Source organism: Brevundimonas sp. GW460-12-10-14-LB2 (assembly GCF_001636925.1).
Taxonomy (GTDB): Bacteria; Pseudomonadota; Alphaproteobacteria; order Caulobacterales; family Caulobacteraceae; genus Brevundimonas; species Brevundimonas vesicularis.
Map to the genome: position 1 here is coordinate 3,062,998 of NZ_CP015511.1, position 14,711 is coordinate 3,077,708.

Genomic DNA, 14,711 nt, shown 5'->3' on the forward strand with positions numbered 1-14,711 from the left:
CGGCGCCCGCTTCTCGTTAAAGGGAGAACTACTGTGAAGCTTCAAGCTCTTCTCGCCGGCGTCGCCGCCCTTGCTCTGACCGCCGCTCCGGCTCTGGCCGGCAACCCGATCTATCAGGGCTCGGCCAGCGGCCCGTATGACGCCAACGGCAATGCCCAAAGCGCCATCGGCACCTACACCGGTACGGCCCAGCTGAACCTGGCTCAAAACTACGTCAACGGTCCGAACAACCAGGGCGACGTTTCGCTGCTGCTGATCACGGGCGGCGCCGCCAACAACAATGGCACGGCGTCGAACAACGACGGCGCGACCTTCACCCTGAAGGGCGCTGTGTCGACGGACTGCGCCTACTACACCGGCAACGCCTCGACCACGATCGACTTCGGCACCATCGGCATCTACGCCTCGGACGACACCGGCCCGGCCAATGCCTTTGACATGACCGCTCCGGCCAACGTCACCATCGACACCAACCTGGCCGGCTGCAACACCTCGAACACCGTCACCGTGTCCAAGAACGACATCCGTGGCCTGGTGAACAACTCGGGCGCCGGTTACGACTCCAACGTCTTCCAGGCCAACCTGCCTTACTCGGTCACCGGCACCTACACCGCCGGCGCCGTCGGCTCCACGGCCGCCGCGACCAACGGCAACTACATCAACCTGGCCGCCAACGCCAACTCCACCAGCGCCAGCCACGGAGCCTGGAAGTCGGCCATGGCCCTGAACGTGAACATCCCCGTTCCGTCCAAGTCGCTGCTCGCCGGCGCCTATGAAGGCCAGCTGACCGTCAACATCCAAGCCTTCTGATCTTCAGAACGACTTGAGAAACGGCGACAGGGGGGTCTGCATGTCCCCCCTGTTTGCGTTTCAGTCACCATTGTTACGCCATGCTTAAGTGAAGCTGGCGCGACGCTTGCAGCAGCCTGGGCGCGGCGGCTCGCGACGGGAATCTCAAGCCGGCGTCAGATCGGTCTTCGGGGGAAGTAACACAATGTCTTCATTGTTCGGCGTTCGCAGGGGTCGGTCTGTCGCCTTGGCGATCAGCGTGTTTGCGGTTGCGCTCGTGATCATGGCTGTCGCCGGTGCCGCATGGGCCATGCGCGTGTCGCCGATGGTGTCCGAACTGACCACGACCGGCGCCGGATCGGCCGCCCGGATCGAAGTCGGCAATGTCGGATCCGTCGCCTTGCCGTTCGAGACGCGCATCACGCGCATGGATATCGACGCCAACGGCAATGTGACCGAGACGGACGCCGACGACGACTTCCTGGTCTTCCCGCCCCAAGGGCTGGTGCCGGTCAATGGTCGTCAGGTAGTTCGCGTCCAATGGGTCGGCGATCCCAAGATCGAGACCTCCCACGCCTATTACCTATGGGTCCGCCAGCTGCCGGTCGCCACCGACCCGACCGCCACGCCCGAGAGCGGCGGCGCGGTGTCGGTCCAGGTCCTTTACACAATGAAGGCGTTGATCGTCGTGGCGCCGCCTGGCGCCGAACCGAAGGTCGAGGTCGTCTCGGTGACGCCCGCCCTTGTCAGCCCGCCGGCGCCCGAGATCGATCCCACCCTCACCAACGGTCAGGCCGCGCCTCCGCCGCCCGCCGAACCCGGCATCGAGATCGTCGTGTCCAACACCGGCAAGCGCTATGCCCTGATGAGCGGCGCCACCTGGATCGTGGAAGGCACCGACACCGCTGGCCAACCCTTCCGACGCGAATACGACAGCGGTGAAATCTCCAAGACCGTCGGCGTCGGCTATCTTGCCCCCGGCGGCGGCAAGAGAACCTTCAAACTGCCCACCGGCACGGCGCTGGATCCCGCCAAGCCCGTTACGTTGAAGTTCGGACGATGAGAGCGCTGGGGGGCGCTTCGGTTTTCGCACTGGCCTGGGGGCTGGCGTGCGTTCCGGAATCATCGGCGTTGGCCGCCATCAGGGCGGCTAGCGCGGCCTATGAACAGGCGGCAGAGGATGCCACGGCGGCTCTGAACCGAGCCAGTCTGGCGGCTGGCGAAGCCGCCGCCTCCGGCGTTCAAGCCATGCAGGCGCCCGCCCAGCCCGCGCCCGCCCCAACGGTGGCCGGGCCTACGCCCGAGGCGCCGACTCCGGTCGAGCAAACGCCGCCGACTGCTGCTGCGCCTGCCGCGCCGCGGGAACGTCGCGACATCAACCCCTACGACCGCGACATCCCGATGACGGTGCCGCTGAACTTCAACAGCCGCGTGCTGGGTGAACTTCCGGTCGTGTTGACGCGTGACGATCGTTTCATTGTCGACACGGCGGGCTTCAAGACGCTGATCGATCCCCTGCTGACCCCGGAAGCCCAAACCGAGCTCGCGACGCGGCTGCAAGGCGTCACGTCGTTTGCGCCGGAGGAGATCAACGACACCGGCATTCAACTGGACTACGACCCTGAGCAACTGGCCGTTCTGGTCCTGCGCATCGATCCGACGAAGCGGACGGTCGAGTCGCTGTTTCGCGGCGGCAAGCCGGAAACGCCGGGCCTGCCTCCCGAACCTTTCAGCGCTTATCTGAACAGCAACGTCTCGATCCAGCGTCGAGAATCGACCGGCGATGTCAGCAAGCCCAGCGTCTTCCTGAACGGCGCCATTCGCTACAAGCGCCTGGTCTTCGAAGCCGACGTTCAGGGCCGCGAGGATCTGTTCACCGGCGAGTACAATGTCGAGCGTCGCTACGCCCGGTTCGTCTTCGATCAGCCCGAAGACTATCGCCGCTGGTATCTCGGCGATCTGGAACCGGAAATCCGCGGTCGTCAGGGCTTCTCGCAACTTGGCGGGGTCGGCGTGTCGCGCCAGCGTCAACGCTTTGACTCGTTCCGCAACAATGTCCTGGCCGGCGGCCGTCAGTTAGTGCTGCAGGAAGCCTCTACGATCCGTGTGCTGAGAAACGGCGTCTTCGTGCGCGAGTTTCGCCTTGATCCCGGCCAGTACGACCTGACCAATCTGCCACTGGAAACCGGCTCCAACGACATTCAGCTCGAAATCCAGAACGACTCGGGCCGCGCCGAAACGGTCGCCTACAGCGCCTATCTGGACGCCATCGAGCTTGAACCGGGCGACTACGAATACGGGGCCTATTTCGGCGCCATCAACAACGGCATCTTCGGATCGCCCGATTATTCCGAAGGCGAACTGGCCTTCACCGGCTTCTGGCGCAAGGCGTTCGAGAACCGACCTGCTGTGGGCATCGGCTTCCAGGCGTCGCAGGACGCCCAGACCTTGTCGGGCCAGAGCCAGTTGATCCTTCGCAACGGCGCGCGCGTTCGCCTGGACGCCGCCGCCAGCAATGGCGATCCAGGCGTCGGTTACGCCTTCGCGCTCGGTTACGACCACGTCGTCGATCTGGGCGAGACCTTCGATAGCTGGACCGTCGTCGCCGACTTCACCTCGGAAGACTTCTCCTCCATCGGCAATCCGACCGGTCAGAACCCGACGTCATGGGTCTTTTCTGGCGGCTATTCGCACCAGTTCTCGCAGGACTGGCTGGCGAACGTCAGCGCCTCCTATCGGATGAGCCGCAGCGATCTGATCGACGATTCCTATTCGATCAACGCCACCTCCACCTACCGGTTCGCCCCGGAGTGGAGCGCGCAGGTCGGGCTGGAGTATTCCGACTTCGGCGCCAGCTTCGGCGGCTTCCAATCCGGCGGCTTCGGCGCGACCTTCGCCCTGATCTGGCAGCCGCGTTACGATCGCCGTGTCGAAGGTCGCTATAACTCGGCCCGCAACAGCGGTAGTGTGCGCGCGCAGCAGTCCAGCGAGAACCGCGTCGGATCCTTCGGCTATTCGCTGGCCTCCACCTATGACGATGGTCCGGCGACCGTTTCGGGTCAGCTCGATTATGTCGGCAATCGCTTCGACGCCAGCTTGAGCCATACGGCGTTCGGGCGGGACTTCTCGAATATCACGCAAGAGCAGGTGACGAACCTGCGCTTCGGATCGTCGATCTCCACGACCGGGGGCAAGGTCGCTGTGGGCCGCAACATCTACGACAGCTTCGCCATCGTCTATCCGCACAAGAGCATCGACGATCATCCCGTCATCGTCGGCGACAGCTTCGAAGGCGGTCGCTACACGGGCCGCAGCGGCCTGCTGGGCGGCGCGGTGGCGAACAACCTGACCGCCTATGTGAACCAGTCGGTGCGTTATGACGTGCTCGACGCGCCTTTGGGCTACAACATCGGCGACGGCATCGCGCGCGTCCGTCCGACCTACAAGAGCGGCTACGCTATCCAGGTCGGCAGCGCCAAGTTCGTCAGCGCGCTGGGCCGTCTGGTCGGCAACCAAAACCGTCCTGTGTCTCTGATCTCGGGTCGTGTGACGCCCCTTGATGATGCGAACGCACAGCCCGAACTGTTCTTCACCAACTCGGTTGGACGGTTTGCGGTGCAGAACCTGGAGCCGGGCAAGCGCTATCGCGTCGAACTGTTCTCCACGCCGGCGCTCGGGTTCGAGTTTACGGTTCCCGCGGACAACGAAGGTCTGCTCGATCTCGAGACCATTACCGTTCCGCTCGACGTGCCCGAAGCCTGAGCCCAAGACTTAGCCGAGGAGGCTGAAATGTCCCGTAATCGTACATCCGCCTTGCTCCTGGCCGCCGCTGCTGCGACGGCGACCTTGATGGCGGCCGCGCCCAGCCAGGCCGCGCCGGGCTGCCAACTGGTGATCGAATCCGGCGCCGATCAATGGATGATGCGCTACGAGCCGTTCGATCAGGACGTGGCCGTGCAGGAATTCGATGTCGCCGTAGTGAACCAGGGCGACGGCCCGTGCACCGCCGTCAGCCGCGTCGAACTGCGCGGCGAACAGTTCGGTCTGGTCAACGAAGCCGGCGCCCAGCGTATGGCCTACGCCCTGGTCGACGAGCGTGGCGGCGCGGATGTCACGCCGCGCGCGGGCCAGAGCGCGCGCCGCATCGGCGTGCGGCCCCTGAACCTGGCGGCCGGCGAGCGTGGTTTGATGCGCTTCTCCTTCACCGCTGCCCCGGCTGAGACCCTGTCGGCGGGTCTCTATTCCCAGAACGCCTTCATCAATCTGGAAACACCGGACGGCCGACCGTTGGCGGAAAAACCCGTCACGCTCAGCCTCCAGGTGCCTTCGGCCGCCGTCATGGGTCTAAAGGGCGAGTTTCGTCGCAACGGCGGCACGCCGACGATCGACTTGGGAGAACTGACCCAAGGTGTTCGGCAGCTGCGCACGACCCTCTATGTTCTGAGCACGGCCGGATATAGCGTTTCGGTGGCGTCGCAGAACCAGGGCCGCCTGCGTCAGGGCGCAAGCGAATGGTATGTGCCCTATGGTCTGGTTCTGGGCGATCGCGACATGGACCTGTCGCGCGGCGGTCGGGTCGATGTGGTGTCGCGTCGCGCGCGACTGGACGACTATCCGCTGACGATCAGCGTCGGCAGCACGACCGGCAAGCGCGCCGGCGACTATTCAGACATCCTGACCTTCACGGTCGCCGCACTTTAAGCGCCGGAGCCAAACAAAAAGAGGCGGGGACGTCGCGCGTCCCCGCCTCTCTTCAATTGAGATCGATGTGGTCGTCGATCAGATCGGCTGAATCGTCAGGGCCAGGATCAGCGGTTGTTCCAGTTCGACCTCATCGAAGCGATAGGACACCGAACGGATCGTCGCGATGCTGGAGCGGCGCAGGGTCTGCATGCCGGACTTGTCCAGATCAAACGTCCGGTCACCGTAGAACATCACCGCCTTTTCGGTCAGCGACAACGGGCGATACTGAGCCGAGACGGTGAAGCCGCCGGGGCTGTTGCAGGCCTCGACCACCTCTCCAGAGCGACCGGCGGCCGCCAGGACGGGCGAGGTTGGCTTGACCCAACAGGCGACAGGCACGGTGGCGCGAAGGCGATAGGTGCCGCCTGCGGTCGGCCCGGCGAAGGCGGGAGCGGCGGCGGCGACCAGGCCGAGCCCGAGCGTGGCGGCGGCGAGAGCGCGAAGGATACCTTGGGTCATCTGCGGTTCCGATCTGCACATTGCAGAGGAACACTAGATCGTCGCCCGTTAAGGTCACGCGAGCGAACACGCCTAACGCGGCTTAACCTTGATTGCCGATGTTAATGCGTCAGAAAGCATGATGTTATGCATGGGAATACTAAAACTCGTCAGCCCTGATCTCTCTTTCAGCTCACCGCGCCGGACTTAGGCGGTCTGTTCGATGACTGCGGCCGCTTCATTTTCACGCGCATAGCGCTGGGCGATGATGGTGCAGGCGAACAGCTGGATCTGGTGGAACAGCATGATCGGCAGGACGATCAGCGGCACGGCGTGACCGGCGAACAGGATGCCGGCCATGGGGATGCCGGTGGCCATGCTCTTCTTGGAGCCGCAGAACAGGATGACGATCCGGTCGGGCCGGTCGAACTTCAGCGCGCGGCCGGCGAAAAGGGTCAGGGCCAGGACGATGGCCAGCAGGGCGATGTTCAGGCCGATGACCTTGGCCAGATCCAGCGGCGCGACCTGGGACCAGACGCCGGCGACGACGCCCTCGCTGAAGGCGGCATAGACGATCAGCAGGATGGAGCCGCGGTCGACCAGGCCGGTCAGTTTGGCGTGGCGGGTCAGCCAGTCCTTCAGCAGGGGGCGGCACAGCTGGCCCACGGCGAAGGGAGCCAGGATCTGGAGACCGATGTCGAGAATGGACTGCAGATGGATGCCGCCATTGGCGCCGCCGATCAGCAGGGCGACCAGCAGCGGCGTCACGATCACGCCCAGCAGGTTCGACAGGCTGGCGCTGGTCAGGGCGCCCGCGACATTGCCGCCGGCGATGGAGGTGAAGGCGATGGACGACTGCACCGTGGACGGCAGCAGGCACAGATAAAGCATCCCGGTCAGCAGATCGGGCTGAAGCGACCCCCGCATCAGGAAGACCAGGCCCAGCCCCAACAGCGGAAACAGCAGGAAGGTCGACAGGAAGACCGTGCCCTGAAGCCGCCAGTGCAGCAGGCCCGCGCCGATGGCCGCCGGCGACATCCGTGCGCCGTACAGGAAGAACAGCAGGGCGATGGCGGCCTTGACCACCCCGTCCATGACCACGGCCGCCTGTCCGCTGGCGGGGAACAGCGCCGCCAGGATCACCATGCCGATCAGGGCCAGCAGATAGCCGTCGATCGGCATGCGGGACAGGAAACGAGGCATGGATGGCTCAGGCTGCGGCGGGGTGACGCACAGATAGGCGCATCAGCCCCCGCATTGAACCCGCGTCATCAGGCCCCGGCGCGGTTCTTGACCAGATCGTCCACGACTGACGGGTCGGCCAGGGTCGAGGTGTCGCCCAGCGCGCCGATCTCGTTCTCGGCGATCTTGCGCAGGATGCGGCGCATGATCTTGCCCGACCGGGTCTTGGGCAGGCCCGGCGCCCACTGGATCACGTCGGGGGCGGCGATAGGGCCGATCTCGTGACGGACGTGAGCGACCAGGGCCTTTCTCAGATCCTCGGTCGCCTCGGTCCCGTTGTTCAGGGTGACATAGGCGTAGATGCCCTGGCCCTTGATGTCGTGCGGATAGCCGACCACCGCCGCCTCGGCGACATCGTCGTGCAGGACCAGCGCGCTCTCGACCTCGGCCGTGCCCATCCGGTGGCCGGAGACATTGATGACGTCGTCAACCCGGCCGGTGATCCAGTAATAGCCGTCCTCGTCCCGGCGGCAGCCGTCGCCGGTGAAGTAGCGGCCAGGATAGGTCGAGAAATAGGTGTCGAAGAAGCGCTGGTCGTCGCCATAGACGGTGCGCATCTGGCCCGGCCAGCTGTCGGTGATGCACAGGTTGCCGGAGACGGCGCCCTCCAGCGGCTGGCCCTCGGCGTCCACGATCTCAAGCTCGACGCCCGGCAGGGGCAGGGTCGCCGATCCGGGTTTCAGGTCGGTGGCGCCGGGCAGGGGGGTGATCAGATGGCCGCCCGTCTCGGTCTGCCACCAGGTGTCCACGATGGGGCAACGACCGTCGCCGACCACCTCGTGATACCAGCGCCAGGCCTCCGGGTTGATCGGTTCGCCAACGGTTCCCAGCAGACGCAGCGAGGCGCGCGAAGAGGCCTTCACTGGCGCATCGCCTTCCCGCATCAGGGCGCGCAGGGCCGTGGGGGCGGTGTAGAAAATCTCGACCTTGTGCTTGTCCACCACCTGCCAGAAGCGGCCGGCGTCGGGATAGTTGGGCACGCCCTCGAACATCAGGGTCGTCGCCGCATTCGCGAGCGGCCCATAAACCATATAGGAGTGGCCCGTGACCCAGCCGACGTCGGCGGTGCACCAGAAGACCTCGCCGGGGCGATAGTCGAAGACGATCTCGTGCGTCCAGGCGGCCCAGAACAGATAGCCGCCCGTGGTGTGCAGCACGCCCTTGGGCTTGCCCGTCGAGCCGGAGGTGTAGAGGATAAACAGCGGATCCTCGGCGTTCATCGGCTCGGGCGGGCAGTCAGCGTCGGCCTTGGCGGCCTCCAGCCCATAGTCGAAGTCGCGGCCCTTGATCATCGGCACGTCGGCGCCGGTGCGGCGGATGACCAGGACGGTATCGACCTTCACCTTCGTCAGGGCCTCGTCGACATTGGCCTTTAGCGGAATGTGCTTGCCGCCGCGCAGGCCCTCGTCGGCGGTTATGACCAGGTTGGAGCCGCAGTCCTCGATCCGGCCGCACAGGCTGTCGGGCGAGAAGCCTCCGAAGACGACCGAATGCACCGCGCCGATGCGCGCGCAGGCCAGCATGGCGTAGGCGGCCTCGGGGATCATGGGCAGATACAGGGTGATCCGGTCGCCCTTCTTGGCCCCGTGCGCCTTCAGCACATTGGCCATGCGGCACACCTCGGCGTGCAGTTCGCCGAAGGTGATGTGGCGGCTGTCGGCGGGATCGTCGCCTTCCCAAATGATCGCCGTCTCGTCCTCGCGGTGGGGCAGGTGCCGGTCGATGCAGTTCGCCGAGACGTTCAGGACGCCGTCCTCGAACCAGCGAATACGGAAGTCTTCCTTGTTGAAGGAGACGTCCTTGATCCGGGTCGGCGGCGTGATCCAGTCCAGACGCTTTGCCTGTTCGGCCCAGAAGGCGTCGGGCGTCTCGCGCGCGGCGATCCGCGCCGCCTCATACGTTTCCCGGTCCATGTGGGCCTTGTCGGCCCAGTCGGCAGGGACGGGATAGAGGGCGGGATCAGGCACGCGAGACGTCTCCGGCATCAAATCAGAATCCGTATTTGGCGAACAGGATCAGACGGGTCATGTCGCCGCTGGCGCCGGTTTCGATCTCGCGGTCTGCGAACATCAGCTCGGCCCCGACATCAAACGCCGTAACCGGCGACCAGATCAAGTTGGCGTGGAGACTCTGGGCCGACCGGTTGGCGGCCAGGCCTGTGAAGCCGATGTCGTTGTCCACCTTCTGCGCAGACCAGATCAGGCTGGAACGCCAGCCGGGCGCCCAGACGTGGCGATAGGCGGCGAAGCCGGCGACCACGCCGATCGCATCCAGATCGCCCGAGCCGTTCAGCACCGCGTCGTTGGAGAAGTTGAGACCGACGTAGCGGCCGATGCCCTCGCCGCCCGTCACCATCAGGCGCAGATCGTCCTTGGCGCCGACCTTGATCTTGGTGGAGGCCGACAGCCCCCAGCCCGTCGCAGTGGAATCGATGTTCGTCGCGGGATTCTGGTATTTCAGCTGACGCAGCAGGCCCGCGATCTGGAAGTCGCCCCAGGGCTTGGACACCGCATAGCGGGCGGTGAAGTCCGGGATGCTGTTGTCGTCGGCGATGATGCGCGCGCCGCCCCCGAATGGGGTCACGGTCGTCTCGGGGTTCTCGACCGAGACCGAGAAGGGACCGCGCGTGTAGCGGACCTGGACCTGACGGGCGAAGACCGTGCCCTCGGCCGCGCCGATGAAGTCGGCGGATTCGGGCAGGACGGCGGTGTTCTGGAAGTTGGTCCATTCCTGGCCGATCAGCCAGTTGTCGATGGTGATGAAGGCGCGGCGCAGGGCCGGGTTGGCCGGGCTGGTGGTGCGCTGGTCGCCGGCGCCGGGCAGGGTCTGGAAGTCCATCTCCATCCGGGTGCCGATCTTGTGGCCGCCGACCATGCCGTCGGTGGTCAGCCAGAAGCGGGTCTGGCGGGCGTTGAAGTCGGTCGCCGTATCCTCATCGGTCCCGCCGATGGGGATGGAGCCGGGAATGTGGAATTCACGCAGCGCGTCGCCGTTTGCCGGGTCGCCGCCCGAGTAGCGGCTGGCGTAGGCGTCGACCTTGACGAAGCCGCCGAACTTGACCGTGTGGTCGCCAATGCGGAACCCTTCGCCGGGCGCCGCTGGCGCCGCGGCCTGCTGGACCGGGGCGGGCGCGGCGGGGCGGGTCTCCAGGCGGATGATGTCCTGCTGTTGCGCCGCCTGCTGGGTTCGCGCGGCGACGACCTCGGACTTCAGGGCGTTCAACTGGGCTTCGAGCTGAGCGATGCGCGCCTCGAGCGCGGCCTGGTCCTGGGCCGAGGCCACGTTGGGCGTCGCCATCAGCGCAACGGCGGCGGCTCCTGCCATCAGGCTTTTCGTGATCATGATGAACCTCCCGCGCCCGTCTCGCGCGGGCGTCCCTTTGACGACCTTTCCGCCTCCGGCCTCGGGGAGCCATTGGCCATTGGTCTAATTTCGACCAAAGTCGAACCGCGCCATGATGGCGACGACGCGGCCGGTCAGACGCCGCGCACGGAAGGAAGCCCATGGATCGCATCGTCGTCGCCGACGACCATCCCCTGTTTCGCGCCGCCCTGCGCTCGGCCGTCGACAAGGCGGCGCCGGGCGCGGAGGTGGTGGAATGCGCCAGCCTTGCCGAGGCTCGGGCCGCGATGGTCGCGGGGGCCGTCGATCTGTTGTTGCTGGATCTGAAGCTGTCGGACAGCGAGGGCATGGCGGGCCTCGCCGCCGTGCGGGCCGAACAGCCGACCGTGCCGGTGGTGGTCGTCTCGGCCAGCGAGGACGCGCCCGTTGTGCGACATGCCCTGGGCCTGGGCGCCGCCGGCTTTATTCCCAAGTCTTCGTCCCTGCCGCAGATGGTCGAGGCGATCGCGGCCATTCTCGCCGGCGACAGCTGGGCGCCGGATGTGCCCGAGGCCGACAACGATCTGGCCGGCCGCGTGGCCAGCCTGACGCCGTCGCAACTGCGCATCCTGGAAGGGTTGAAGGCCGGCCGGCTGAACAAGCAGATCGCCTTCGACCTCGGCGTCTCCGAAGCCACCATCAAGGCGCATCTGACCAGCGTGTTTCGAAAGCTGGGTGTTCACAACCGGACCCAGGCGGTGATCCTGGCCAAATCGCTGGACCCAGCTTAACTAGACAGGAAGGCCTTCAGCGCCGCCGGCTTGATCGGCTTGGGCAGAAGGACGGCGCCGGCCGCCATGGCCTGTTCGTTCAGCCCGTCGCGGGTGTCGGCGGTGACCAGGGCGATGCGGCGCACGCCCTGGGGCCTCAGCCAGTCGATGACGGCGAACCCTTCGGGCCCATCGCCCAGATGCAGGTCGACCACGGCGGCGTCGAAGGGGCCGATCGCCGCCTTGGCCGCCTCAACGCTGGCGACCAGCGTCGGCCGCGCGCCCCAGCGGGTGAGCAGGGCGTTCAGCGCGTCCAGGATCACCGGCTCATTGTCCACGCACAGCACGCGCAAGCCCGCCAGCGGCAGGCGCGCCTCGCGCACCGGCGAGGCCTCGGCGGGCAGGTCGGCCGCGCTGCGCGGCACGGTGATGCGGAAGGTCGTGCCGCGTCCCAAATGTGAACTCAGCTCCAGCGGGTGATCGAGCAGGCTGGACAGGCGGCGCACGATGGCCAGACCCAGGCCTGCGCCCGGTTCGTCGACAGCGCCCGGCAGACGCACGAACTCGCCGAAGACGGTTTCGTGTTCGGTGTCGGGGATCCCGCGTCCGGTGTCGCAAACGAACAGTTGCACCGTCTCGCCCCGCAGACGCGCCCCGACCAACACCCGGCCGGCGTCCGTATAGCGGATGGCGTTGGCCACCAGATTTTGCAGCATGGAGCGCAGCAGATCACGGTCGGACGCGACCCACAGGCCGCTGGACATGACGGTCAGATTCAGACCCTTGGCCTCGGCCACGGGCGCGAACTCGCGGCGCAGTTCGTCGAACAGACCGCCCAGCGACAGCCGTGCGACATTGGTCCGCACCCCGCCGGCCTCCAGCTTGGACAGGTTTAACAGGGCGGTCAGCAGACGGTGGGCGCTGTCGATGGCGCGGTCCGCGTTGACGGCCAATGTGCGGCTGGTCGCGTCTTCCAGCGCCGGCTCTTCCTTCAGAGCGGCGATGAACAGGCGGGCGGCGTGCAGCGGTTGCAGCAGGTCGTGGCTGGCGGCGGCCAGGAACCGGGTCTTGGAGGCCGTGGCGTCTTCGGCCATGCGCCGGGCCTCGTCCAGTCGGGCGGTGCGGTCCGCAACGCGCGCCTCCAGCCGTTCGTTGGCCTCTTCCAGCTCACGCGCGGCTTGGCGCAGGGCGGTGATGTCGGTGTAGCTGGTGGCGTAGCCGCCGCCCGGAATCGGCGCGCCGGAGGAGCGCAGCACCCGGCCGTCGGGTTGCTGGCGTTCGTGGTCGTGGGGGATGCGGCGGCTCAGCGCCTCCAGCCGCCGCTCGACCCAGGCCTCGATGTCGTCGGGGCTCTCGCCGCGCTCGGCGTTCAGGCGATAGATGACGGCGATGGGCAGGCCGACGTGGACGAAGCCGGCCGGCAGGTCGAACATGGCGACGTAGCGCCTGTTCCAGGCGGTGACGCGCAGATCCTCGTCCACCACGATCACGCCCTGGTCGATATTGTCGAGCGTGGTCTGCAGCAAGTCGCGGTTGAACTGAACGGCTTGGGACGCCTCGTCCAGCATCCGCACCACATCCTCGGGCGCGCGCCCGACGCCGGCCAACGCCGCCGCGATGACCCGCCGGGCCGAGGCCGCGCCGATGGCGCCGGCCAGCATCCGCTCGGCGGCGCGCGCCAGGGCCGCATCGGCCGGATCGGCGTCGCGCAGCTTGGTGTCGGTCTCATCGCCCCAGGCGGTGAAGGCGCGCTCGGCCCGTTCGTCGCCGATGAAGCGGGCGACCAGGGCGCGCAGATCGCCGACCGAGGCGCCCGACGGCGCGGGCCGGGCCTCCATCCAGTCCGGTCCCAGCCGATCCACGAAGGCGCGGGCCTGAACCCGGTCGATCAGGCGGGGCTGAGCAAAGCGCGACACGCCGACATAGGCCGCCAGGTTCAACGCCAGGCTGACGAAGACGCCGAGCGCCAGCGGGTCGCCTATCCCCAGCATGACGTGCAGGTGCCAAGGCGCGCTGGGCGACAGCTGGGGAAGCGCCAGCATGACGATCCAGACGCCCATGCCGACCGTCATGCCCGCCAGCGCCCCCTGCGCATGGCCGCCGCGCCAAAGGACCGCGCCGAACAGGGCCGGCGCCAGCTGGGCCATCGCCGCGAAGGACACCAGCCCCATGGCCGCCAGGCCGCGCGACTGGTCCGTCGCCTGATAATAGAGCCAAGCCAGCAAGAGGACCGCGACGATGGCGCCGCGCCGCACCTGAAGAATGGTCCCCGCCATGTCCGAGGCGTCGCCGCGCACCCGCCAACGCTCGCGCGCCAAAAACGGCAGGATCAGGCTGTTGGACACCATGGCCGACAGGGCGACGGCCTCGACGATGACCATGGCGGTAGCGGCGGAAAAGCCGCCGACGAAGACCACGGCCGTCAGCAGGGTCTCGCCGCGCTGGAACGGCAGGGCCAGCACTAGCAGGTCCGGATTCACCGAGGGCGCGAACAGGGCGCCCGCCGCCACAAGCGGCAGCACCGCCAGACTGGTCAGCAGCAGATAGAGGGGAAAAATCCACCGCGCCCGCTTTACGTCCGACGGCTGACCGCCTTCGACGAAGGCGACGTGGAACTGGCGCGGCAGGCAGAAGATGGCCAGGGTGGACAGCAGGGTGATGGCGGTGAAGCGCGGCGTGACCTCGGGCGGCGCGGCTAGGGCGCCCAGGCCCTCGATGATGCGCGGCGGCGAGCCTTCGTTCAGCAGCAGGACCAGGGCGAAGATGGCGACGAACAGCAAGGCGCCCAGCTTGACCATCGACTCCAGGCCGATGGCCTGGATCAGGCCGCGATTGTGCTCGGTCAGATCGGGACGGCGCGCCCCGAACAGGATGGCGAAGAAGGCCAGGACGCCAGCCAGCACCAGGACCGTCAGACCCTCAGACCCCGCAACCGGCGTGCCGGCGGTCAGCAGGGCGCCGGCCATCGACAGCGACTTCAGCTGCAGCGCGATATAGGGCAGCGACCCCAAGATGGCGACGACCGTGACGGCCGCGCCCAGAGTCTGGCTCTTGCCGTAACGCGAGGCCACGAAGTCAGCCATGGAGCCCACGTTCTCGCGCCGGGCGGCCGCCGCGATCCGGCGCCACAGCGGAAACAGCAACGTGAGGCCGATCACCGGGCCGATGTAGATGGGCAAATACTCCCACCCGTCGCGCGCCGCCGTGCCGACCGCGCCATAGTAGGTCCATGAGGTGCAGTAGATCGCTAGCGACAGGGCGTAGACCGACGGCCCCAGCCCTTTGCCGCGCGCGCGCGCCGACGGCCGTTCCTGGGACCAGGCGACGGCGAACAGCACCGCCATATAGGCGGCGACCAGGCCGAGGATCGTCAGGCTGAACATCGGGGCATCTGAACCGGGCACGGGG

At 66.9% G+C, this 14,711-nt stretch carries 10 protein-coding genes; 5 read left to right on the forward strand and 5 right to left on the reverse strand.

Annotated elements, in window-relative coordinates; all coding sequences use genetic code 11:
- Positions 1-33 precede the first annotated feature (33 nt).
- The 4 genes from A4249_RS15160 to A4249_RS15175 all read left to right on the forward strand — a co-directional run bounded on the left by A4249_RS15160 (position 34) and on the right by A4249_RS15175 (position 5,490).
- Positions 34-810: a hypothetical protein gene (locus A4249_RS15160; protein ID WP_066554165.1), complete on the forward strand. Its 777-nt coding sequence runs from the start codon at positions 34-36 to the stop codon at positions 808-810.
- Between the two features lie 262 nt (positions 811-1,072).
- Positions 1,073-1,852: a molecular chaperone gene (locus A4249_RS15165; RefSeq protein ID WP_143007364.1), complete on the forward strand. Its 780-nt coding sequence runs from the start codon at positions 1,073-1,075 to the stop codon at positions 1,850-1,852.
- A 68-nt stretch (positions 1,853-1,920) separates the two neighbouring features.
- Positions 1,921-4,551, forward strand: a complete 2,631-nt coding sequence (locus A4249_RS15170; protein ID WP_197458406.1) for a hypothetical protein — start codon at positions 1,921-1,923, stop codon at positions 4,549-4,551.
- A gap of 27 nt (positions 4,552-4,578) precedes the next feature.
- Positions 4,579-5,490, forward strand: a complete 912-nt coding sequence (locus A4249_RS15175) for a hypothetical protein (protein WP_066629532.1) — start codon at positions 4,579-4,581, stop codon at positions 5,488-5,490.
- Between the two features lie 78 nt (positions 5,491-5,568).
- Here A4249_RS15175 and A4249_RS15180 read toward each other — a convergent pair whose 3' ends face one another.
- The 4 genes from A4249_RS15180 to A4249_RS15195 all read right to left on the reverse strand — a co-directional run bounded on the left by A4249_RS15180 (position 5,569) and on the right by A4249_RS15195 (position 10,554).
- Positions 5,569-5,991: a hypothetical protein gene (locus A4249_RS15180; protein ID WP_055753852.1), complete on the reverse strand. Its 423-nt coding sequence runs from the start codon at positions 5,989-5,991 to the stop codon at positions 5,569-5,571.
- Between the two features lie 186 nt (positions 5,992-6,177).
- Entirely contained in the window at positions 6,178-7,173 is a 996-nt protein-coding gene (locus tag A4249_RS15185; RefSeq protein WP_066554171.1) for a bile acid:sodium symporter family protein, read from the reverse strand.
- Between the two features lie 68 nt (positions 7,174-7,241).
- Positions 7,242-9,197 carry an acetate--CoA ligase gene (gene acs / locus A4249_RS15190; RefSeq protein WP_066555327.1) on the reverse strand — a complete coding sequence of 652 codons (1,956 nt, stop codon included), beginning with the start codon at positions 9,195-9,197 and terminating at the stop codon, positions 7,242-7,244.
- A 4-nt stretch (positions 9,198-9,201) separates the two neighbouring features.
- Positions 9,202-10,554, reverse strand: coding sequence for a DcaP family trimeric outer membrane transporter (locus A4249_RS15195; protein WP_066554173.1), 1,353 nt, complete (start codon positions 10,552-10,554; stop codon positions 9,202-9,204).
- A gap of 161 nt (positions 10,555-10,715) precedes the next feature.
- Between A4249_RS15195 and A4249_RS15200 the strand changes: the two genes are divergently transcribed.
- Positions 10,716-11,324, forward strand: coding sequence for a response regulator transcription factor (locus A4249_RS15200; RefSeq protein WP_066554175.1), 609 nt, complete (start codon positions 10,716-10,718; stop codon positions 11,322-11,324).
- Here the strand turns inward: A4249_RS15200 and A4249_RS15205 are convergent.
- The gene (locus A4249_RS15205; protein WP_231868724.1) at positions 11,321-14,707 is read right to left on the reverse strand and encodes a hybrid sensor histidine kinase/response regulator; all 3,387 of its coding nucleotides are present in this window, start codon (positions 14,705-14,707) and stop codon (positions 11,321-11,323) included. The genes A4249_RS15200 and A4249_RS15205 overlap by 4 nt on opposite strands.
- Positions 14,708-14,711: the final 4 nt, after the last annotated feature.